Annotated in this window: 19 protein-coding genes and 1 riboswitch; of the genes, 12 read left to right on the top strand and 7 right to left on the bottom strand. The window is 58.9% G+C overall.

Features of this window, described 5'->3' with window-relative positions:
- Positions 1-10: 10 nt before the first annotated feature.
- The 4 genes from CKW26_RS17400 to CKW26_RS17385 all read left to right on the top strand — a co-directional run bounded on the left by CKW26_RS17400 (position 11) and on the right by CKW26_RS17385 (position 4,645).
- Positions 11-1,006 (top strand): metalloregulator ArsR/SmtB family transcription factor, encoded by a 996-nt coding sequence (locus tag CKW26_RS17400; RefSeq protein WP_095049498.1) that lies wholly within the window; start codon positions 11-13, stop codon positions 1,004-1,006.
- Positions 1,007-1,024: 18 nt separating this feature from the next.
- Positions 1,025-2,215, top strand: a complete 1,191-nt coding sequence (gene metK / locus CKW26_RS17395) for a methionine adenosyltransferase (protein ID WP_095049497.1) — start codon at positions 1,025-1,027, stop codon at positions 2,213-2,215.
- Positions 2,216-2,475: 260 nt separating this feature from the next.
- Complete coding sequence (ligB, locus tag CKW26_RS17390) at positions 2,476-4,152, top strand: NAD-dependent DNA ligase LigB (protein ID WP_095049496.1); 1,677 nt, start codon at positions 2,476-2,478, stop codon at positions 4,150-4,152.
- A gap of 97 nt (positions 4,153-4,249) precedes the next feature.
- On the top strand, positions 4,250-4,645 hold the full coding sequence (locus CKW26_RS17385) for a DUF1090 domain-containing protein (protein WP_095049495.1): 396 nt from the start codon (positions 4,250-4,252) through the stop codon (positions 4,643-4,645).
- Positions 4,646-4,723: 78 nt separating this feature from the next.
- Here the strand turns inward: CKW26_RS17385 and CKW26_RS17380 are convergent, their stop codons facing one another.
- Positions 4,724-5,173 (bottom strand): cytochrome c, encoded by a 450-nt coding sequence (locus CKW26_RS17380; RefSeq protein WP_095049494.1) that lies wholly within the window; start codon positions 5,171-5,173, stop codon positions 4,724-4,726.
- Positions 5,174-5,301: 128 nt separating this feature from the next.
- Between CKW26_RS17380 and CKW26_RS17375 the strand changes: the two genes are divergently transcribed.
- Positions 5,302-6,480, top strand: a complete 1,179-nt coding sequence (locus tag CKW26_RS17375; protein WP_095049493.1) for a murein transglycosylase A — start codon at positions 5,302-5,304, stop codon at positions 6,478-6,480.
- A gap of 120 nt (positions 6,481-6,600) precedes the next feature.
- On the opposite strand, the gene CKW26_RS17370 is transcribed toward CKW26_RS17375, so the two are convergent.
- A complete protein-coding gene (locus CKW26_RS17370) occupies positions 6,601-6,984 on the bottom strand; it encodes an MAPEG family protein (protein ID WP_008081053.1) in 384 nt (127 codons plus the stop codon).
- Between the two features lie 38 nt (positions 6,985-7,022).
- On the bottom strand, positions 7,023-7,856 hold the full coding sequence (locus CKW26_RS17365) for an EamA family transporter (RefSeq protein ID WP_095049492.1): 834 nt from the start codon (positions 7,854-7,856) through the stop codon (positions 7,023-7,025).
- A gap of 335 nt (positions 7,857-8,191) precedes the next feature.
- On the opposite strand from CKW26_RS17365, the gene CKW26_RS17360 reads away from it, so the two are divergent.
- Both CKW26_RS17360 and CKW26_RS17355 read left to right on the top strand, forming a co-directional pair.
- Entirely contained in the window at positions 8,192-9,361 is a 1,170-nt protein-coding gene (locus CKW26_RS17360) for an MFS transporter (protein WP_095049491.1), read from the top strand.
- A 266-nt stretch (positions 9,362-9,627) separates the two neighbouring features.
- Positions 9,628-10,893, top strand: a complete 1,266-nt coding sequence (locus CKW26_RS17355) for a sodium:proton antiporter (RefSeq protein WP_095049490.1) — start codon at positions 9,628-9,630, stop codon at positions 10,891-10,893.
- Here CKW26_RS17355 and CKW26_RS17350 read toward each other — a convergent pair whose 3' ends face one another.
- Together CKW26_RS17350 and CKW26_RS17345 are read right to left on the bottom strand one after the other, a co-directional pair.
- A complete protein-coding gene (locus CKW26_RS17350) occupies positions 10,894-11,781 on the bottom strand; it encodes a formate/nitrite transporter family protein (RefSeq protein ID WP_095049489.1) in 888 nt (295 codons plus the stop codon).
- 174 nt (positions 11,782-11,955) lie between these two features.
- A complete protein-coding gene (locus CKW26_RS17345; protein ID WP_016984776.1) occupies positions 11,956-12,363 on the bottom strand; it encodes an acyl-CoA thioesterase in 408 nt (135 codons plus the stop codon).
- Positions 12,364-12,561: 198 nt separating this feature from the next.
- Positions 12,562-12,660, top strand: a riboswitch (S-adenosyl-L-homocysteine riboswitch).
- 23 nt (positions 12,661-12,683) lie between these two features.
- Here CKW26_RS17345 and ahcY point away from each other — a divergent pair.
- The 4 genes from ahcY (at position 12,684) to CKW26_RS17325 (ending at position 18,160) form a co-directional block, all read left to right on the top strand.
- Positions 12,684-14,093, top strand: a complete 1,410-nt coding sequence (ahcY, locus tag CKW26_RS17340) for an adenosylhomocysteinase (protein ID WP_008083099.1) — start codon at positions 12,684-12,686, stop codon at positions 14,091-14,093.
- 156 nt (positions 14,094-14,249) lie between these two features.
- Positions 14,250-15,095, top strand: a complete 846-nt coding sequence (metF, locus tag CKW26_RS17335) for a methylenetetrahydrofolate reductase [NAD(P)H] (RefSeq protein ID WP_095049506.1) — start codon at positions 14,250-14,252, stop codon at positions 15,093-15,095.
- Between the two features lie 146 nt (positions 15,096-15,241).
- Positions 15,242-16,054 carry an ABC transporter substrate-binding protein gene (locus CKW26_RS17330; protein ID WP_095049488.1) on the top strand — a complete coding sequence of 271 codons (813 nt, stop codon included), beginning with the start codon at positions 15,242-15,244 and terminating at the stop codon, positions 16,052-16,054.
- Positions 16,055-16,276: 222 nt separating this feature from the next.
- Positions 16,277-18,160, top strand: a complete 1,884-nt coding sequence (locus CKW26_RS17325) for a DEAD/DEAH box helicase (RefSeq protein WP_095049487.1) — start codon at positions 16,277-16,279, stop codon at positions 18,158-18,160.
- A 259-nt stretch (positions 18,161-18,419) separates the two neighbouring features.
- Here CKW26_RS17325 and CKW26_RS17320 read toward each other — a convergent pair whose 3' ends face one another.
- Both CKW26_RS17320 and CKW26_RS17315 read right to left on the bottom strand, forming a co-directional pair.
- Positions 18,420-18,998 carry a YceI family protein gene (locus tag CKW26_RS17320; RefSeq protein WP_038358767.1) on the bottom strand — a complete coding sequence of 193 codons (579 nt, stop codon included), beginning with the start codon at positions 18,996-18,998 and terminating at the stop codon, positions 18,420-18,422.
- A 31-nt stretch (positions 18,999-19,029) separates the two neighbouring features.
- Complete coding sequence (locus tag CKW26_RS17315; protein ID WP_095049486.1) at positions 19,030-19,581, bottom strand: cytochrome b; 552 nt, start codon at positions 19,579-19,581, stop codon at positions 19,030-19,032.
- A gap of 320 nt (positions 19,582-19,901) precedes the next feature.
- Here CKW26_RS17315 and CKW26_RS17310 point away from each other — a divergent pair, with 320 nt between their 5' ends.
- The gene (locus CKW26_RS17310; protein WP_095049505.1) at positions 19,902-20,399 is read left to right on the top strand and encodes a hypothetical protein; all 498 of its coding nucleotides are present in this window, start codon (positions 19,902-19,904) and stop codon (positions 20,397-20,399) included.
- The last annotated feature ends 266 nt before the right edge of the window (positions 20,400-20,665 follow it).

The following is a 20,665-nucleotide window of genomic DNA, read 5'->3' as shown; positions in this document are numbered from 1 at the left end:
TGCCAGCCCTATGAACTTACGCGTGCCTTCCATTCGCCATGACGATTGCGACGAGCTGGCGGCCCTGTGCAAGGCCGGCGGCGATCCGCTGCGCCTGAATGTATTGCGCGCGCTGGCCAACGATTCGTTCGGTGTTCTGGAACTGGCGCAGATTTTCGGCATTGGCCAGTCCGGCATGAGCCACCACCTCAAGGTACTGGCCCAGGCTGATCTGGTGGCGACGCGCCGCGAAGGCAACGCGATCTTTTATCGCCGCGCCCTGCCCCACACCGAATTGCTCGGCGGTAAGTTGCACGCTGCATTGTTAGAAGAAGTCGACAATCTGGATCTGCCTGACGACGTGCAAGCGCGCATCGAGCAGGTTCACGGCCAACGTGCCGCGGCCAGTCAGGACTTTTTCACCCGGGTGGCGGAAAAATTCCGTGCCCAGCAAGACTTGATCGCAGGCCTGCCGCAGTACCGTGACAGCGTGCTGGCCCTGCTCGACAAACTGAACTTCGATGGTGCAGCCACGGCCATTGAAGTCGGCCCCGGCGATGGTGCTTTTTTGCCGGAACTGGCGCGTCGCTTCGGCACCGTAACTGCGCTGGACAACAGCCCGGCGATGCTCGAACTGGCTCGCCAGGTATGTGAACGTGAACAGCTGGCTAACGTCAGCCTGCAATTGGCCGATGCATTGAATGGCACAAGCCTTACGGCCGATTGCGTGGTGTTGAACATGGTGTTGCACCATTTCGCCGCGCCGGCCGACGCACTCAAGCATATGGCCAACCTGCTGCAACCGGGCGGTAGCCTGCTCGTGACAGAGTTATGTAGCCACAACCAGAGTTGGGCCAGGGAGGCCTGCGGTGATCTGTGGTTGGGGTTTGAACAGGACGATTTGGCCCGTTGGGCCACCGCTGCGGGACTCGTTCCCGGGGAAAGCCTCTATGTAGGCTTACGTAATGGTTTCCAGATCCAGGTCCGCCATTTTCAGCGACCGGCTGGCGACACTCACCATCGGTAAATTCAGGAAAACATCGAGATGAGCGAATACTCCCTCTTCACCTCCGAGTCCGTGTCCGAAGGACATCCGGACAAAATCGCCGACCAGATTTCCGATGCGGTGCTGGACGCCATTATTGCCCAGGACAAACATGCACGCGTTGCCGTGGAAACCCTGGTCAAGACCGGCGTGGCCATCGTTGCCGGTGAAGTAACCACCAGCGCCTGGGTCGACCTGGAGCAGATCGTCCGTGACGTCATCTGCGACATCGGTTACACCAGTTCCGAAGTCGGCTTCGACGGCGCGACATGCGGCGTGATGAACATCATTGGCAAGCAGTCCCCAGACATCAACCAGGGTGTTGACCGTGCCAAGCCTGAAGATCAGGGCGCCGGCGACCAGGGCCTGATGTTCGGCTACGCCAGCAACGAAACCGAAGTGCTGATGCCAGCGCCGATCACCTTCTCGCACCAGTTGGTGCAGCGCCAGGCCGAAGCCCGTAAATCGGGTCTGCTGCCTTGGCTGCGCCCGGACGCCAAGTCGCAAGTGACTTGCCGTTACGAAGGCGGCAAGGTTGTCGGCATCGACGCCGTTGTTCTGTCGACCCAGCACAACCCTGAAGTGTCGTACAAAGACCTGCGCGAAGGCGTGATGGAGCTGATCGTCAAGCACGTGCTGCCTGCCGAACTGCTGAGCAAAGACACCCAGTTCCACATCAACCCGACCGGCCAGTTCATCATTGGCGGCCCGGTAGGTGACTGCGGTCTGACCGGTCGCAAGATCATCGTCGACAGCTACGGCGGCATGGCCCGTCACGGCGGCGGCGCATTCTCCGGTAAGGATCCATCGAAGGTTGACCGTTCGGCGGCCTACGCTGGCCGTTACGTTGCCAAGAACATCGTCGCGGCCGGCCTGGCCGAGCGTTGCGAGATTCAGGTTTCCTACGCGATCGGCGTGGCTCAGCCTACCTCGATCTCGCTGAACACCTTCGGCACCGGCAAGATCAGCGATGACAAGATCATCAAACTGGTGCGTGAAGTGTTCGACCTGCGTCCATACGCAATCACCACCATGCTCGATCTGCTGCACCCGATGTACCAGGAAACTGCAGCGTACGGCCACTTCGGTCGCGCGCCAGAGACCAAGACCGTTGGCGAAGACACCTTCACCACGTTCACCTGGGAAAAAACCGACCGCGCCGACGCCCTGCGTTCTGCTGCTGGTCTGTAAGACTCCCTGGCGGTACAAAAAAGCCCCGCACGGTTCGCCCCGTGCGGGGCTTTTTCATGCCTGAAACCGGGAGTTCAACTCAGAACGCTCAGGTCGATGCATATCCAACAAACCACTCGGTCAGTCCCCTCTCCCCCCGGGAGAGGGTTAGGGTGAGGGGCTGTTTTCACGGCCCAGAAACAAGCCGTAAAACACCCTTCCGGCGGAGTAAATATCTTCGCCTAACCTTCAAGCATTCCCCTTGAGCAAGGACGCTCACGATGCTTGCCACGCTGCGCCTGTTATTTATTTTCCTGCTGATGCCCGCAACATTCAGCGCGCAAGCCACCTGCCCAAACTGGCCCGCTGCACACGCCCAACGCGAAATCACCGCCCTGCAAAACCAGATCAATCAATGGGACGACGCCTACCACCGCGAAGGCCGCTCACTGATTGCCGACGAACTCTACGACCAATCCCTTGCGCAACTGAACGATTGGCGAGCGTGTTTCAAAGTGCCCTCGCCACCCGATCCTTTGCACACAGTTTCAGGCTCAAACGCGCACCCCATCGCCCATACCGGCCTGGATAAAATCCACAAAGATGAGGCCGTGGAGGCCTGGCTACATGATCGCAAGGATGTCTGGATACAACCCAAGATCGACGGCGTCGCAGTAACGCTGATTTATCGCGCGGGCGTTTTGCAACAGGTCATCAGTCGCGGTGACGGGGTTCGCGGGCAAGACTGGACGCCATCAGCACAGAAGATCGGCGCCATTCCTCAACACCTGACACAACCGCTGGATATGCTGGTGCAGGGCGAACTCTATTGGCGCTTGAACGAGCACGTGCAAGCTCGATCCGGCAGCGTTAACGCTCGCTCCACCGTCGCGGGACTGATGGGACGCAAAACCCTGGATGCCGCGCAAGCCGCCGGTATCGGACTGTTCGTCTGGGACTGGCCACAAGGCCCAGCGCAATTGCCCGAGCGAATCGCCACGTTGGCGACGCTGGGTTTCGCCACGATTGAACCGTACAGTCATCCTGTCGCCGACTTTGCTGCAGCACAGAAATGGCGCGATCACTGGTATCGCTCACCCCTGCCCTTTGCCACTGACGGCGTGGTACTGCGCCAGAGCCAACGACCACGCGCCGAACGCTGGCAGGCTCGCGCTCCGTATTGGGCAGTTGCGTGGAAGTATCCTTTTGCTCAAGCGCTGGCCGAAGTGCGCAAGGTCAACTTCAAGATCGGGCGCACCGGGCGCATCACGCCAGTACTCGAACTCAAACCCGTCATGCTCGATGACCGGGAAATCAAACGGGTCAGCGCCAGTTCCTTCAAACGCTGGCAAGACCTGGATATCCGCCCCGGCGACCAAGTGGCAATCAGCCTCGCCGGCCTGACCATTCCACGGCTCGACAGCGTGGTGCTGCGCGCCGCCGAACGCCCAGACCTCAACATCCCCAACGCCGACGACTTCCACGCATTGAGTTGCTGGCAACCCTCGCCCGGCTGCGAAAGCCAGTTTCTCGCTCGCCTGACCTGGCTCAGTGGCAAACAAGGGCTGGCGCTGCAACATGTCGGTCGTGGCACTTGGGAGAAACTTCTCGAAACACGCCGCGTGAACAACCTGCTGGATTGGTTGACCCTCGACGCACCGGAGCTTGCTAACATTGCCGGCTTTGGCGAGCGCAGCAGCGAACGCCTGATGAACAGCTTTCACAGCGCCCGCCAGCGACCGTTCACTCAATGGCTCAAAGCCTTGGGCTTGCCGCCAACCGGTCAGGCACAACTGCCTGATTCATGGCAGGCGCTGGCACAACGAGACACCGAACAATGGCAGGCAGAACCCGGTATCGGCCCCGGTCGCGCAGCGCAATTGAGCGCCTTCTTCCGCGACCCGCAGGTGTTAGCCTTGAGCGATACCTTGCGGACCGCCGGCATCGACGGTTTCTGAGCACGCAATCCCGGTACCCCGGGAACCCAACCACCACCGAGGCGCTCCAACAGCGCAGTGCCGCCCCGACCCGATTGCCTTTGCACATGGAGCTTTTATGAAATTTCTCGCACCGCTCGCCATGCTGACCCTTTGTGGCGTGATGGCCACCCCTGTCATGGCCGACGAAGACGCCCCGGGCCTGACCGGTTGCGCGGCCAAGAAGCAAGGCATCATGAACCAGATCGAACAGGCCAAGTCGCGCGGCAACGCTGATCAGCAGGCAGGCCTGGAAACTGCCCTGCGTGAGGTGACCGAACACTGCACCGACGCGGGCCTGAAGAAAGAACGCGAAAACAAGGTGCTCGACGCCAAGCACGAAGTGAGCAAGCGCCAGGCTGATCTCGACAAGGCGATGAAGAAAGGCGATCCAGAGAAGATCAACAAGCGCAAAGACAAACTCGCCGAATCGCGCAAAGAACTTCAGGACGCGCTGGACGAAATCGATAAGTAAAAATCAATAGATCGCAGCCTGCGGCAGCTCCTATATTGATCAGGGTAGGAGCTGCCGCAGGCTGCGATCTTTTAAATATCAATGATCGCGAAACTGTTTATGACAAGCGCTGCAGGCATCTTCGACTTTCTGCACCGCAGGCCCGAGGTTGCTGGCCTTGTACGGTTGAATCTGACTGGCAATCACCAATTCACCGGTGGCAGCTTCGAGAGTGCGGGCCATTTCCTGAAACTTCGCCTGCTTCTGCCAGACATCGTCCTTGGCGCTGGTGTGATCTTCTTCGCGAACCTGCGGGAAATGCTTCCACGGCTCATGGGACAACGCATTGAGTTTGACCGCGCCTTCGGCGAACTTCGGCCCGTCGAACGGGATGCGTCCACGCAACATACCGCCGAGGTCTTCACCAGTCTTGAGCATCTGTTTGAAAATGGCCTTGCGCTGGCCCAGTGGAGAATTCGGATCGACACCGCCACAGGCGGACAAGGTCAGACAGGCCAGCAATACAACAGAAATGCTTTTAAGAGTCATGGTGGCTTCAGGTCACGGAATTCGGCGGCCAGTATCCTCGCGTCACCGCCAAACACCAATAGCCCTATTAAAAATACGGGTTGTTCGAGCGCATGGAGCACTCGGTCAACCGGCACAGGAATTACTCCATGAACAGCCCTTTCAAGGCCTGGCGTCACCCGCTGATCGCATCCCTGCCTCTAATGGCGATTCTCGCTGGCTGCACCGGCGGTGATAGCGCCAAACCAAAAACCCACGCACTGGCCACTTATTCCAGCGCCACCTGGGAAGCACTGCCGGCAGTATCCGATAGCGATCTGGTCGCCGGTTTCGGTTCGTGGCGTAGCGCCTGCACCCGACTCAAAGCTGATGCCGTATGGGGCTCCACCTGCGCCGCTGCGGCCAACGTACCGCAAAGTGCTGGCGAGATTCGCGCTTTCCTTAAGCAAAACCTCGACGTTTACGGCCTGCGCGCTGAAAACGACAACCCCAACGGTTTGATCACCGGTTACTACGAACCGGTCTACCCCGGCAGCCTGACGCCCACCGACACGGCAAATGTGCCGGTGTACGGCGTGCCCGAAGACATGATCATTGTCTCGCTGGACAGCATTTACCCGGAGCTGAAAGGCAAACGCTTGCGCGGCCGCCTCGAAGGTCGGGTGCTCAAGCCTTACGACGATGCCGCCACTATTGAATCCAAAGGTGTAAAAGCCCCGGTGGTTGCCTACCTGACCGACCCGATGAATCTGCAATTCCTGCAGATCCAGGGTTCCGGGCGAATTCAGACCGATGACGGCAAACAGTTGCGCATCGCGTACGCCGATCAGAACGGCCATCCGTATCGCCCAATCGGGCGCTGGCTGGTCGAGCAAGGCGAGCTGAAGAAAGAAGACGTGACCATGAGCGCGATCAGCAACTGGGCCAAGGCCAATCCTTCGCGCATTCCGGAACTGCTGGGCAGCAACCCGAGCTACGTGTTCTTCACGCGCAACCCGGACAGCAATGAAGGCCCGCGCGGTTCGCTGAACGTGCCGTTGACTGCCGGTTATAGCGCGGCAGTGGATCGCAAGGTGATTCCGTTGGGCAGCCTGCTGTGGCTGTCGACGACAAAACCGGATGGCACGGCACTGGTTCGCCCGGTGGCGGCACAAGATACCGGCGGCGCGATTGCTGGCGAAGTGCGGGCGGATCTGTTCTGGGGCACCGGTGATGCGGCCGGGCAACTGGCCGGGGACATGAAACAGCAGGGGCAGATCTGGATGCTTTGGCCCAAAGGCGCAGCGCTGCCGCAAGTGCCGCAGGTGGCTGATACAGAGAAGAAGTAACCCTTGGAATCTGCTGAGGTAATCAGATAGCTATCGCGAGCAGGCTCACTCCTACAGGGGAACGCATTCCTAATTTAGGAGTGAGTCTGCTCGCGATGAGGCCATCAGCAACACCGATAATCAAACAGACACAAAGAAGAACGAAGCAATCAACCCCATCCCCACAAACCACACCAGCGAGCGCAAGATCGCCCAGTCCGCCAGGTAGCAAATGATGTAAAGCAGGCGACTGGTGATAAACAGCACCGCCAGCACATTGACCGTTACCAGCTCCGCCGTCCCAACCAGGTGCGCAACAATCACTGCCGCCGCAAATGCCGGCGTCACTTCAAAGCTGTTCATCTGCGCGGCATGCGCACGCCTCGCCACGCCGTTGAGACTTTCGAGAAAGTCGCGCGGATCGTGGTTATCACTCAGCCGGTAGCCGCCCACGGCTTTCGCCACGCCGGTGCAGATATACGGCAGAAAAATCGCAATCAACACACACCACAGAGCCACCGTCATAACGCCGTCCTTTTTCGAGTTATAGAGTTCGCGAGCAGTCAGAACTTCATTACCAGCATGCCGATCAGTACCAGCCCACAGGCTAAGAGCCGCGGCCGGCCAAAAGGTTCTTTGAGGTAGCGCATACCGAACAGCACCACCAGAATTACGCTGATCTCGCGCAATGCCGCCGCTTCCGCAATCGAACCCAACTGCATCGCCCACAGCACCAGAGCGTAGCTGGCCAATACGCAGAAGCCCACCGCCAACCCCAGCTTCCATTGCTCACGCCAGAACAACATGAACGCCGGACGCTTGGCGACCCATGCCAACAGCGGAAACGGCCAGGCGCTGAGCAGCGTGACCCAGACCAGATAATCCAAAGGATGGGACCAGCGCCGCAACGCCTGGCCATCGATGTAGGTGTAGCAACCGATACACAGGCCGATCAGCGCCACCACCGGCAACATCGACCATGGCAAATGCTTGCCACCGCCACCCTGCCATAGCAGACAAACCATGCCGAACGGGATCAGCATGATGCCGAAGATTTGCTGCGTGGTGAGCACCTCTCCCGCGAAGATCAGGGTCAGCGCGAGCACCACCAAAGGCGATAATCCGCGCATCAGCGGATACACCAGCCCGAGATCGCCGACCCGGTAGGCTTGAATCAGAAGATAGCGATAAAGCAGTTCAAAAGCTGCCGAAGCGAGAATCCACGGCCAGATTTCCATGGGCGGCAAGCTTACGAATGGAAACGCGATGGCAACGACCAGCAGCGCCACGGTGTCCATGCACGCCACCACCAACAGTCGCTCGGCGCTGAACTTGATTAACGTATTCCACGTCGCATGCAGCAGCGCCGCCATCAATACCAACCCCGTCGCCAGCACGTCTTACCCCTTATTTTTATGAGTCCCCATGTAGGAGCTGCCGCAGGCTCGGGCCGCGTTCGGACGATCTTTTGATTTTGATTTTTAACAGCAAGATCAAAAGATCGTCCGAACGCGGCCCGAGCCTGCGGCAGCTCCTACAGTGAATCGTCGAATAGTCAGATTATTGATTCGCGATGTGTCAGCAGCTGTTTATACTGCAAGCGACCACGCCGCACTCAGTTGCGCACAGAAAAATACCAATAATTCCTGCCTGCCCTGCTCTCATTCGAAAGCGGTCGTCGGCCTGCGTATGCCTGATCAAAGCGTCAAGACTACCGACAGAGACCTTGCGCATGCCACTCGCCTTGCTTGCACTCGCTGTTGCCGCGTTCGGCATCGGCACCACCGAATTCGTCATCATGGGCCTGCTGCCCGACGTCGCCCGAGACCTCTCCGTGAGCATTCCCCATGCGGGCCTGCTGATTACCGGCTACGCCCTGGGCGTGGTGTTCGGCGCCCCGATCCTGGCGATCGGCACCGCGAACATGCCGCGCAAAGCGACGCTGTTGGGAATGACGCTGATGTTCATCCTTGGCAACGTGCTCTGCGCACTCGCGCCGAACTACGCGACGCTGATGGCCGCTCGCGTGGTCACCGCGCTGTGCCACGGCGCGTTCTTCGGCATTGGCTCGGTGGTTGCCGCCGGGCTGGTCGCACCGAACAAACGCGCGCAGGCGATTGCAATGATGTTCACCGGCCTGACCTTGGCCAACGTTCTCGGCGTGCCGCTGGGCACGGCGCTCGGACAGTATGCCGGCTGGCGCTCGACGTTCTGGGCGGTGTCGGTGATTGGTGTGATTGCGGCGCTCGCGCAATGGTTGTGGCTGCCAAAACACATCCCCATGGACAAGGCCAACCTCGCCAGCGAATTCAAGGTACTGGGTAAGGTCAACGTGTTGCTGGCTCTAGGCATGAGTGTGCTCGCGTCGACCAGTCTGTTCAGTGTGTTCACTTACATCGCGCCGATCCTGCAGGACATCACCGGCGTCAGCCCGCATGGCGTGACGGTGATGTTGCTGTTGTTCGGCGTCGGCTTGACCGGTGGCAGCATGCTCGGCGGGCGCCTGGCTGATAGCCGTTTGCTGCCGTCGCTGGTTGGTGTGGCCTTGGCGGTGGTGGTGATTCTGGCGGCGTTCAGTCAGACCAGTCGCTCGGTGGTACCAGCGGCAATCACGCTGGTGCTGTGGGGGATTTTCGCTTTTGCGCTGTGCCCGATTCTGCAACTGCTGATCATCGATCAGGCCCATGAAGCACCGAACCTGGGCTCGACGCTGAACCAGAGTGCATTCAACCTTGGCAACGCAGCGGGTGCGTGGATCGGCGGGCTGGTGGTGGCCAGTGGCGCGGATCTGGCGGACTTGCCGTGGACGGGGGCGCTGGTCGGTGTATTGACGGTGCTGACGGCGCTGTTTTTCATCTATCTGCAACGTCGCGAAGCGGCTGCGGTCAATGTGTCCGGCTAGCCCTCACCCTAACCCTCTCCCAAAGGGAGAGGGGACTGCCGGGGGATGCTTCAGAAGTACGCCGACCTGAACGCGCATTGCCGAATCCATAATCGACTCGGTTATTCAGGTCGATGCATGCCGCAAGACAATAAGGTCGGCTCCCTCTCCCTCCGGGAGAGGGCTGGGGTGAGGGAAGCTTGTGCCCTCTGTCGCTCTCAGCCCATCAAACCCCTGCGCCCAAGCATCGGGCGCGCTCCACTCACCCCTCATCCAAAGGACCCCGGATGCTTGAACTTGTCGCCGCTTTCATCTGCCTCACCACCCTCCTCACCTTCGTCAATTTCCGCTTCATCGGCCTGCCGCCGACCATCGGCGTGATGGTCACCGCGCTACTGTTCTCGCTGATCCTGCAAGGCCTGAGCGTGCTCGGTTACCCCGGTCTCGAAGAACGCGTGCAGCAACTGATTGGCCAGATCGACTTCGGCGATCTGCTGATGAACTGGATGCTCTCGTTCCTGCTGTTCGCCGGCGCCCTGCACGTCAACCTCAACGACCTGCGCAGCTACCGCTGGCCCATCGGCCTGTTGGCGACCTTCGGCGTATTGATTGCCACAACGGTGATCGGCAGCCTCGCCTATTACATTTTCGCCCTGTTCGGCTGGCACTTGAGTTTCCTGTATTGCCTGTTGTTCGGCGCGCTGATTTCGCCGACCGACCCGATTGCGGTGCTCGGCGTGCTGCGTACCGCCAATGCCTCGAAACCGCTGAAAACCACCATCGTCGGCGAGTCGCTGTTCAACGACGGCACGGCCGTGGTGGTGTTCACCGTGTTGCTGGGCATCGCCCAACTCGGCGAAACCCCGACCATCAGCGCCACCGCGATGTTGTTCGTTCACGAAGCGATTGGCGGCGTGCTGTTTGGCGGCCTGATCGGTTATCTGGTTTATCGAATGATCAAAAGCGTCGAGCAGCATCAAATCACCGTGATGCTGACGCTGGCGCTGGTCATTGGTGGTTCGGCGATGTCTACCGAGATTCACGTTTCAGCGCCGATTGCGATGGTGGTCGCCGGTCTGATCATCGGCAATGTCGGGCGCAATCTGGCGATGAATGACATGACCCGTCGTTATCTGGACGGTTTCTGGGAATTGCTCGATGACATGCTCAACGCGCTGCTGTTCGCGTTGATCGGCATGGAGCTGTTGCTGCTGCCATTCAACTGGTTGCACATGGCCGCGGCAGGTTTGTTGGCGGTGGCGATTCTGCTGTCGCGCCTGCTCACTGTGGCCCCGGCGATTCTGCTGCTGCGCCGTTGGCGGACGGTGCCGGCCGGCACCATCCGGATTCTGACCTGGGGCGGTTTGCGCGGCGGTGTTTCGGTGGCACTGGCCCTGGCCCTGCCGCTGGGTCCGGAGCGCGATCTGCTGCTGAGCATCACCTATATCGTGGTGCTGTCGTCGATCCTGTTGCAGGGCCTGACCATCGGCAAACTGGTCAAGTACGCAACTCGCAACGAGCCCGTGACCATCAGCGAAGCCGCTCACCACTGATCATTTTTTGATCTCCTGCGGATCAGGTTTCCCGGCCTGATCCGCCGTTTCCTTCGGCGCGCCGCTCTCGCTGCGGATCTGCGCATGGCTGATCAGCGCAAAGATAAAGCTGCCGCCAATGATATTCCCCGCCAGCGTGGGGCCTGCGAATACCGCCCAGAAATCACTCCACGGCAATTCGCCGGCGAACACCAGATACGAGACCTCCGCCGAACCCACCACGATGTGAGTGAAGTCGCCGAGCGCCATCAGGTAGGTGATAAGGATGATGATCCACATCTTCGCGCTCTCCATGGACGGGATCATCCAGACCATGGTGGCGATCATCCAGCCGGAAACGATGCCCTTGGCGAACATCTGGCTGGCGTGGTTTTCCATGACCTTGCGACCGATTTCGAGGAAAGCTTGATCGGTTTTGGTGTCGAAGATCGGCAATTCGAGCATCACGTACGCGACCAGAATCGTCCCGCACAGATTACCGACCAAAACCACTGTCCACAGGCGGATCAACCGGCCGAAATTTTGCAGGGTCGGCTTGGTCATGACCGGCAATACGGCGGTCAAGGTGTTTTCGGTGAACAGTTGCTGGCGGGCGAGGATCACTGCGAGAAAACCCGCGCAGTAGCCGAAACTGGCGATCACCTTGAATTCGTCACCGTCGGGCAGGCGCGAGTTGAGCAGGCCCATGCCCATCAGTGACAGGCCCATGGTCAACCCGGCCGCCAGCGCCGACCACCAGAGTGCGGCGATACTGCGCTCCAGTTCCTGATCGCCTTGGCTGCGGATGATTTCGTGCAGGACAGCCGCGCGGGGCGGCTGGTTTTTCTCGACTTCGTGCTGTTCTTTGGCCGAGAGGTCGGGGGTCTTGCCGTCGGTGGGAGTGGTCATGGCGTGGGAACCGTGGGGGTGGTGTTTACCTACGACCCCGGCGGTTCATGGCTGTTCAGTGGGCAGATGATTCTTCGCTGACTGAACAACCGCTTTCGCGAGCAGGCTCGCTCCCACAGGTACAGCGTGATCCTTGTGGGAGCGAGCCTGCTCGCGAAGAAAGCGCCGCCGATGTCACTTGGTAACTAACTCATCTTCCTGGAACTGATCTTTCACATATTTGATTTCAGTGCGCCCGTGCGGTGCGGGCAAGCCGTCTTCGCCCAGATTCACGAAAACCATCTTCTCAACCGTCAGAATACTCTTGCGGGTGATTTTGTTGCGCACTTCGCAGGTCAGGGTGATCGAGGTGCGGCCGAACTCGGTGGCAGTGATGCCCAGTTCGATGATGTCGCCCTGGCGCGAGGCGCTGACGAAGTTGATTTCGGAAATGTACTTGGTCACCACGCGCTGATTGCCCAACTGGACGATCGCGTAAATCGCCGCTTCTTCGTCGATCCAGCGCAACAGGCTGCCACCGAACAGGGTGCCGTTGGGGTTGAGGTCTTCGGGTTTTACCCATTTGCGGGTGTGGAAATTCATCTTCACTCCTGAGTGTCTTACCGAACGATGGACAGTATCTTGGCAGACTGAGCGGTCAGGCTCCATGCAGCTACGACTATGGTCGCCATTAACGATCTTCATCTGGCCGACAGAAACCCTTTGGAAGATCAGTCTAGACAGCTATAATCGCCCCCGTTTCAAAACGGTAACGTTCACTTGCTACCGTTTTCCCGCCACCTGTCCGAGGGGCGCTGCAGCAGGTTCAACCTGTCAGGCTCGGATGGGGCGTTGACTGGCTCAGGCCGGACACTAAACGCACAACGGCGCCCATTCGCATACATTACGAATGGAGGCTCTTCATGAGCGCTGTTATCACGCCTGCAGATTTTAACGATTACAAAGTTGCCGACATGTCCCTGGCTGCCTGGGGCCGTCGCGAAACCATCATCGCCGAATCGGAAATGCCGGCCCTGATGGGTCTGCGTCGCAAGTACTCCGGCGAACAGCCGTTGAAAGGCGCCAAGATCCTCGGCTGCATCCACATGACCATTCAGACTGCCGTGCTGATCGAAACCCTGGTTGCCCTGGGTGCCGAAGTACGCTGGTCGTCCTGCAACATTTTCTCGACTCAGGATCAGGCTGCTGCCGCTATCGCTGCTGCCGGTATCCCGGTTTTCGCCTGGAAAGGCGAAACTGAAGAAGAGTACGAGTGGTGCCTGGAGCAGACCATCCTGAAGGATGGCCAGCCATGGGACGCCAACATGATCCTCGACGACGGCGGCGACCTGACTCAGCTGCTGCACGACAAGTACCCACAAGTACTGGATCGCGTTCACGGCGTGACCGAAGAAACCACCACCGGCGTACACCGTCTGCTGGACATGCTGGCCAAGGGCGAGCTGAAAATCCCGGCCATCAACGTCAACGACTCGGTGACCAAGTCCAAGAACGACAACAAGTACGGCTGCCGTCACAGCCTGAACGACGCGATCAAGCGTGGTACCGACCACCTGCTGTCCGGCAAGCAAGCGCTGGTCATCGGTTATGGTGACGTGGGCAAGGGTTCGGCTCAGTCGCTGCGTCAGGAAGGCATGATCGTTAAAGTCTCCGAAGTTGACCCGATCTGCGCCATGCAAGCATGCATGGACGGTTTCGAACTGGTTTCGCCGTTCATCGACGGTATCAACGACGGTTCCGAAGCGAGCATCGACAAAGCGCTGCTGGGCAAGATCGACCTGATCGTGACCACCACCGGTAACGTCAATGTTTGCGACGCGAACATGCTCAAAGCCCTGAAGAAGCGCGCTGTTGTCTGCAACATCGGTCACTTCGACAACGAAATCGACACCGCTTTCATGCGCAAGAACTGGGCATGGGAAGAAGTGAAGCCGCAGGTACACAAGATCCACCGTACCGGCGCTGGTGCTTTCGACGCGCAGAACGACGACTACCTGATCCTGCTGGCCGAAGGCCGTCTGGTCAACCTGGGTAACGCCACTGGCCACCCAAGCCGCATCATGGACGGTTCGTTCGCCAACCAGGTGCTGGCGCAGATCTTCCTGTTCGGCCAGAAGTACGCCGACCTGTCGCCAGCCCAGAAAGCCGAGCGTCTGACCGTTGAAGTACTGCCGAAGAAACTTGACGAAGAAGTGGCCCTGGAAATGGTTCGCGGCTTCGGCGGCGTGGTCACGCAACTGACCAAGCAACAGGCTGACTACATCGGCGTGACCGTCGAAGGCCCGTTCAAGCCGCACGCTTACCGCTACTAACAGGCGCTTGCTCGCTCTCCCTGTGGGAGCGAGCCTGCTCGCGAAGGCGTCTCAACGTTCAACATCCGTGTTGTCCGACCCAGCGCTTTCGCGAGCAGGCTCGCTCCCACACGGGATTGCAGCGCCTCGAAGGTTCTTGTTTCCAAGGGTATGACCATGTCCCAAGACCGTCGCTACAGCTTCGAGTTCTTCCCGACCAAGACCGATGCTGGGCATGAAAAGCTGCTCAACGTTGCCCGTCAGTTGGCAACGTACAATCCCGATTTTTTCTCCTGCACCTATGGCGCTGGTGGTTCGACACGTGATCGCACCCTCAACACCGTTCTGCAACTGGAAAGCGAAGTCAAAGTACCGGCCGCACCGCACCTGTCGTGCGTCGGCGACAGCAAGGACGACCTGCGCGGCCTGCTGAACGAGTACAAGGCTGCCGGCATCAAGCGTATCGTCGCCCTGCGTGGCGACCTGCCATCCGGCATGGGCATGACCAGCGGTGAGCTGCGTCACGCCAATGAACTGGTTGAATTCATTCGTGAAGAAACCGGTGATCATTTCCACATCGAAGTTGCCGCTTACCCGGAGATGCATCCGCAAGCGCGCAACTACGAAGACGATCTGGCCAATTTCATCCGCAAGGCCCGTGCCGGCGCCGACAGCGCCATCACCCAGTACTTCTTCAACGCCGACAGCTACTTCTACTTCGTCGACCGTTTGCAGGCGCAGGGTGTGGATCTGCCGATCGTTCCGGGGATCATGCCGATCACCAACTACAGCAAACTCGCGCGCTTCTCTGATGCCTGCGGTGCGGAAATCCCGCGCTGGATCCGCAAGCAACTGGAAGCCTACGGCGATGACACGCAAAGCATTCAGCGCTTTGGTGAGCAAGTTGTCAGCGAGATGTGCGAACGCCTGCTGCAAGGTGGCGCGCCGGGTCTGCACTTCTATTCCATGAACCAGGCTGAGCCTAGTCTGGCGATCTGGAATAACCTGAAGTTGCCGCGTTAAGCATCATAGAAAGATCAAAAGATCGCAGCCTTCGGCAGCTCCTACAGGGGGTGTCGCAGCTGCGATCTTTTGCTTTTAAAGGCCCGAAACAGAGCTTGTGCAGGCACTTTCTGGCTCTTTCGCGTTTCTCGTCGTAATCTCAAGCCATGCCTTTGATCACGCAGTTATTCGCCGTGCTGGTTTTTGCTTGCCTGAGCTTCGCCGCTCGAGGCGAGAAGTTGCGTATTGTCACCGAGCCGTGGGCGCCATATGTCTACGAAGAGAACGGTAAAAACCTCGGGCTGGATTACGAAACCACGGCCATTGTCTTCAAACGTCTGGGCATCGAAGTCGAATGGCAGTTCTTGCCATGGAAGCGCTGCCTGTCGATGCTTGAGACCGGTCAGGCCGACGGTGCACTGGATATTTTTCACAGTGATGAACGCGACGCGACCCTGCTTTACCCAAGCGAGCCGCTGTCGGACGTCGAGTTCGTGATGTTCTACGCCAACGACCGGCCACACCCGTTCAGCAAACTCGAGGAACTCAAAGGCCTGACCATAGGCACCTCGCCGGGTTATCTGTACAGCCCCGATTTCAGCGAATCAACACTGTTTACCCGTGAACCGGCACCGACCCACGAAGCCAACTTCGGCAAACTGGTGCGCGGTCGCATCGACTTGCTGATCACCGATCGCCGTGTCGGTCAGCACTTGCTCGATGAGCTGAATATTCGCGATCAGATCACCGAAAACCCCACTGTCATTAGCCGCCAGAGCCAGTTTCTCGCGGTTAGACGCAATGCCGGCATGGATTTGCTGGTGCAGCGATTTGGCGCCGAGCTCAAGCGATTCAAGCGCGAACCGGCTTACGCCGAGCTGAGCGCACGCTACGGCGCGGCTCCCGCCATGGCTGCGCCGCTGGGCAATGCCACGGCCAGCGGTAAAACCGTTGAGCAGCAGGAAAGCAGCGCGCAGTGATTGCTCTGTTATACTCCGGCGTTCCCGCCAGGCTCACGCCCGGACGCCCGGAACCGTAACAGGCCTCTCGACCCGCTACAGCGCAGCTTTGCAGCCCGCGCGAGCACTCCAGACGTGCCTTCGGAACCGCAGCAGGACCGGACGGGATTGCGTCCTCTTAAACGCCATTCGCGCCAGGCAAGACTCCCATTGGGCCAAGCCCTAACTAAAACAGGATTACTCATGTCCTTTGCTTCCCTCGGTCTCTCCGAGGCTTTAGTCCGCGCCATCGAAGATGCGGGCTATACCGAGCCTACTCCGGTGCAACAGCGGGCCATTCCCGCCGTGTTGCAAGGTCGCGACCTGATGGTTGCGGCACAGACAGGTACCGGTAAAACCGGCGGTTTCGCCCTTCCGATCCTGGAGCGGTTGTTCCCCAACGGTCACCCGGACAAATCCCAGCGTCATGGCCCGCGCCAACCGCGCGTACTGGTCCTGACCCCGACCCGCGAACTCGCGGCCCAGGTTCACGAGAGCTTCAAGATCTACGCCCGTGACCTGAAATTCGTCAGCGCCTGCATCTTCGGCGGCGTCGGCATGAACCCACAGGTTCAGGCCATGTCCCGCGGCGTCGACGTACTCGTTGCCTGCCCGGGTCGCTTGCTCGACCTCTGCGGCCAGGGCAGCGTTGACCTGTCCCACGTGGAAATCCTCGTCCTCGACGAAGCCGACCGTATGCTCGACATGGGTTTCGTGCACGACGTGAAGAAAGTCCTCGCGCGCCTGCCGTCCAAGCGTCAGAACCTGCTGTTCTCGGCAACCTTCTCCAAAGACATCACCGACCTCGCCGGCAAGCTGCTGCACAACCCGGAACGCATCGAAGTGACGCCGCCGAACACCACGGTCGAGCGCATCGAACAACGCGTATTCCGTCTGCCGGCCAGCCACAAGCGTGCGCTGCTGGCACACCTGATCACCGCCGGCGCGTGGGAACAGGTGCTGGTCTTCACCCGCACCAAGCACGGCGCCAACCGTCTGGCCGAGTACCTGGACAAGCACGGCCTGCCGGCTGTAGCGATCCACGGTAACAAGAGCCAGAACGCGCGCACCAAAGCGCTGGCCGACTTCAAGGCCAGCCAGGTACGCATTCTGGTTGCGACCGACATCGCCGCACGCGGTCTGGACATCGATCAGTTGCCACACGTGGTCAACTTCGAACTGCCGAACGTCGATGAAGACTACGTGCACCGTATCGGCCGTACCGGCCGTGCCGGTCGTTCGGGCGAGGCGATCTCGCTGGTTGCCCCGGACGAAGAGAAACTGCTGAAAAGCATCGAACGCATGACCAAGCAGAAAATCGCCGACGGCGACCTGATGGGCTTCGATTCGAGCACCATTGAAGCCGAGAAGCCGGAAGTGCGTGAGCGTCCGGACGTGCGTAACCCGCGCAATCCACGTGGCCCACGCGGCGACGGGCCGAATGGCGGCGGCGGTGGCGGCGGTCGTAAAGACAAAGGCAAAGACAAGGGCAAGGAAAAACCGGCCGGTGAACGTGGCGAGCGCCCTGCCCGTCAGCAGAAACCGCGCGAAGGCACTCCGAGCCGCGAACAGAGTCCGAGCCAACCGCCACGTGCGGCGGCTGATCGTGCACCGGACGAGTTCCTCGACGACGATATCGATAACTTCGGTAACCGCGTTGATTACGTACCAAAACCAGCCCCTGCCGGCGGCCGTGGCCGTCGTCCAGGCGCACCGGCTCAAGGTGCAGGCGCAGGTTCGGGCGCACCACGTGGCGGTCAGTCGCAGGGTCGTCAGAACGGTCCGCGCAACAGCAACGGTTCGAGCACCGGCACCCCGCCAGCCAAACGCAGCGGCCCGCGTAACGGTGCACCGCGTGATGGTCAGTCGGGGCGTCGTGACGATTCCGCCTCGTCGTCGCGCAACCGCCGTCCGGCCCGTGACGATCAGCCACGTAGCGAACCAGCCGTGCAGAACCCGCGCAGCAACGGCCCGAAGATCATGCACAAGGAATCGAAAGCCGACCGCTTCCCGACGCCTGAGCAGCTCGATCAACTGCCAAGCCGCCCGCGTGGCGAAAAACCAGCATTGCTGACCCGCAATCGCTGAGTTAACGCCGCCATAAAAATGCCCCGTCTCGAAAGAGCCGGGGCATTTTTTTATGCCGCCACAAATACCCCTGAATCACCGCATATCCCCTGTGGGAGCGAGCCTGCTCGCGAAAGCGGTCATTCGCCAACATCATTGCTGACTGACCCGCCGCCTTCGCGAGCAGGCTCGCTCCCACAGGGGATGCGTGTGTGTCGTAGGCAATAAAAAACGCCCCCGATCTTTCGACCGGGGGCGTTTTTGTGTGGCAGAGCAAAAGTTATTTAACTTTCACGCCTTCCAGCGAGATGTCCAGATCTGCGGTTTGCGAGGTAGGACCTGGGCCCTTGATCCCGAAATCGTTCAGGTTGAGGGTGGTCTTGGCGTTGAAGCCAGCGCGTTCGCCGCCCCATGGATCCTTGCCTTCGCCGTTGAACGTAGCCTTGAAGGTCACAGGCTTGGTCACACCGTGCAGGGTCAGGTCGCCAGTCACATCAGCAGTCTTTTCACCGGTCGATTTAACGGCGGTGGAGACGAACTTGGCATCAGCAAATTTGCCAACGTCGAGGAAGTCTTTGCTGGCGATGTGCTTGTCACGTTCAGCGTGGTTCGACCACAGGCTGGCGGTTTTCACATCAACCGAGATCTTGCTGGCTTCAGGCTTGGCCGAATCCCACGAGAACGTACCGTCGAAATCTTTGAAAGTACCGTGAATGAAGCTGTAGCCCAGATGGCTGATTTTCCAGTCAACGAAGGCGTGCTGACCTTCCTTGTCGATTTTGTAGTCCGCAGCCATGGCCTGACCAGCCGAGAGCAGTGCAGAACCGATTGCCAGAGCGGCCAGAGTCTTTTTCAACATGCTTTCTTTTCCTTTGAGTCGAGGTTGAATTTCAGGCTTTGCGACCGAGCATTCGCGTCAGGGTCGCATCACGATCGATAAAGTGGTGCTTCAATGCTGCCAACGCATGGAGGCCGGAAAAAATTACCAGTGCCCACGCGAGCCAGAGATGAATCACCCCAGCGGTATCTGCCTGATCCGGTAGCCCGGAAACCAGTGCAGGAACTTCAAACAGGCCAAACACCGGGATCCCGACACCGTCTGCGGTGGAAATCAGGTAACCGGCAAGCATCACAGCGAACAGCCCCAGATACAGAAACCCATGGCCGAACTTGGCGCCGATGCGGGTCATGCGGCTGTAGCTTTGCAGCGTCGGCGGCGGTGGGCTGATAAAGCGCCACAGCACCCGCAACACCATCACACCCAACAGCACCAGACCGATACTCTTGTGCAGATCCGGCGCCTCTTTGCGCCAGCTGCTGTAGTAATCCAGCCCGACCATCCACAGGCCCAACGCGAACAGCCCGAAGACCACCAGCGCCACACCCCAGTGCATGAAGATGCTGACCCAACCATAGCGCGAAGAAGAGTTACGTAGCTGCATTGCCCAAATCCTGTGAGAACTGCGAACCAAGACTAGCGAGTTATCTATCGAATTAAAGCGGAAAATTTTGCTTTGAAATATCGAGAAATACGATCAAGAGTCTGGAAGTGGCGTGTTAAGGAAAGATTAAAGGCGATTCTACCGCGCAGCGCTCGGACCACGGGGCGCGATTCTCCTTCTGCTCCGGCGCGCCGCGGAGCAGGCAGTGATCACAAAAAATTCGCAGAAAAAGAAAATTCATTTAATAACTATGTATCGCTAGTTGGCTGCTTGCCCCTGATCAAATGATGACTCAATCATTCATTGAAAAGGTGAAAAACATGGCGCTTCGTTATAGCCCATTTCAAGCAAGTGGCACTTCCGAGTTACCACCAAACCAGACAATGTCTCCGGGCCAATACCTGCAATCCGAGAACGGTCGATATCGGTTGTTATTGCAGAGCGATGGCAATCTGGTGATAAAAGAAGGTGAAGCATTAGTCTGGATTGCCGACAACAATCAACCTTACAGTGCAACTCTGCATCCAAAGAAGATGCGTGAACCACTACAATTTGTCGTCAGTAATAACGGATTTCTCTTCGACCCTTCCAGACGGCGACTATGGATTGCCGAAAGTACCCACAGCCTCGAAAAGTCGCTGTGGTACAACACTTACCTGACGATGCAGGACGATGGCAATCTGGTCATTTACGATCAGCGCAACGGCAACCTGCGTTGGGCTCGCTTCGGTTTTATCCCCGGGCGGATTCGAAAACCCAAGCAGCGCTGGCTCAGAAAGTTACCGAACGGCACCGAGTTCTATAAATGGGACTTTTAACAAGCCAACGCTCTTTTGATTGATTAGTTGGTGAAAACTGGCGGCGGCTGCAAGCAATCGGCACTGTAGGGATCAATCTTGCATTGATACGCAAGTTCTGCGTTATATCCACCTGGAAAGAAACGCCCATTGGCACAACCGGAAAGTGTCATCAACAGAAGTATTACAGTAAGTCTTTTCATCGAGCGACTCCAATTTCTTCAAGCATAAAGTTGGAGCTCAGGCACCCGCTATCATTTCGTTCCGATTGTTTTGTGGGAAGTGTC

The organism is Pseudomonas sp. Irchel s3h9, from assembly GCF_900187475.1.
GTDB lineage: Bacteria > Pseudomonadota > Gammaproteobacteria > Pseudomonadales > Pseudomonadaceae > Aquipseudomonas > Aquipseudomonas neuropathica.
Note: the sequence above shows the minus strand (reverse complement) of the source record. Positions and strands in the feature narration are given on the sequence as shown.

Bases quoted from the DNA above. Each gene is read 5' to 3' on its own strand.
- CKW26_RS17400 (WP_095049498.1), top strand. From the start codon at position 11: ATGAACTTACGCGTGCCTTCCATTCGCCATGACGATTGCGACGAGCTG.
- metK (WP_095049497.1), top strand. From the start codon at position 1,025: ATGAGCGAATACTCCCTCTTCACCTCCGAGTCCGTGTCCGAAGGACAT.
- ligB (WP_095049496.1), top strand. From the start codon at position 2,476: ATGCTTGCCACGCTGCGCCTGTTATTTATTTTCCTGCTGATGCCCGCA.
- CKW26_RS17385 (WP_095049495.1), top strand. From the start codon at position 4,250: ATGAAATTTCTCGCACCGCTCGCCATGCTGACCCTTTGTGGCGTGATG.
- CKW26_RS17380 (WP_095049494.1), bottom strand. From the start codon at position 5,173: ATGACTCTTAAAAGCATTTCTGTTGTATTGCTGGCCTGTCTGACCTTG.
- CKW26_RS17375 (WP_095049493.1), top strand. From the start codon at position 5,302: ATGAACAGCCCTTTCAAGGCCTGGCGTCACCCGCTGATCGCATCCCTG.
- CKW26_RS17370 (WP_008081053.1), bottom strand. From the start codon at position 6,984: ATGACGGTGGCTCTGTGGTGTGTGTTGATTGCGATTTTTCTGCCGTAT.
- CKW26_RS17360 (WP_095049491.1), top strand. From the start codon at position 8,192: ATGCCACTCGCCTTGCTTGCACTCGCTGTTGCCGCGTTCGGCATCGGC.
- CKW26_RS17355 (WP_095049490.1), top strand. From the start codon at position 9,628: ATGCTTGAACTTGTCGCCGCTTTCATCTGCCTCACCACCCTCCTCACC.
- CKW26_RS17350 (WP_095049489.1), bottom strand. From the start codon at position 11,781: ATGACCACTCCCACCGACGGCAAGACCCCCGACCTCTCGGCCAAAGAA.
- CKW26_RS17345 (WP_016984776.1), bottom strand. From the start codon at position 12,363: ATGAATTTCCACACCCGCAAATGGGTAAAACCCGAAGACCTCAACCCC.
- ahcY (WP_008083099.1), top strand. From the start codon at position 12,684: ATGAGCGCTGTTATCACGCCTGCAGATTTTAACGATTACAAAGTTGCC.
- metF (WP_095049506.1), top strand. From the start codon at position 14,250: ATGTCCCAAGACCGTCGCTACAGCTTCGAGTTCTTCCCGACCAAGACC.
- CKW26_RS17330 (WP_095049488.1), top strand. From the start codon at position 15,242: ATGCCTTTGATCACGCAGTTATTCGCCGTGCTGGTTTTTGCTTGCCTG.
- CKW26_RS17325 (WP_095049487.1), top strand. From the start codon at position 16,277: ATGTCCTTTGCTTCCCTCGGTCTCTCCGAGGCTTTAGTCCGCGCCATC.
- CKW26_RS17320 (WP_038358767.1), bottom strand. From the start codon at position 18,998: ATGTTGAAAAAGACTCTGGCCGCTCTGGCAATCGGTTCTGCACTGCTC.
- CKW26_RS17315 (WP_095049486.1), bottom strand. From the start codon at position 19,581: ATGCAGCTACGTAACTCTTCTTCGCGCTATGGTTGGGTCAGCATCTTC.
- CKW26_RS17310 (WP_095049505.1), top strand. From the start codon at position 19,902: ATGGCGCTTCGTTATAGCCCATTTCAAGCAAGTGGCACTTCCGAGTTA.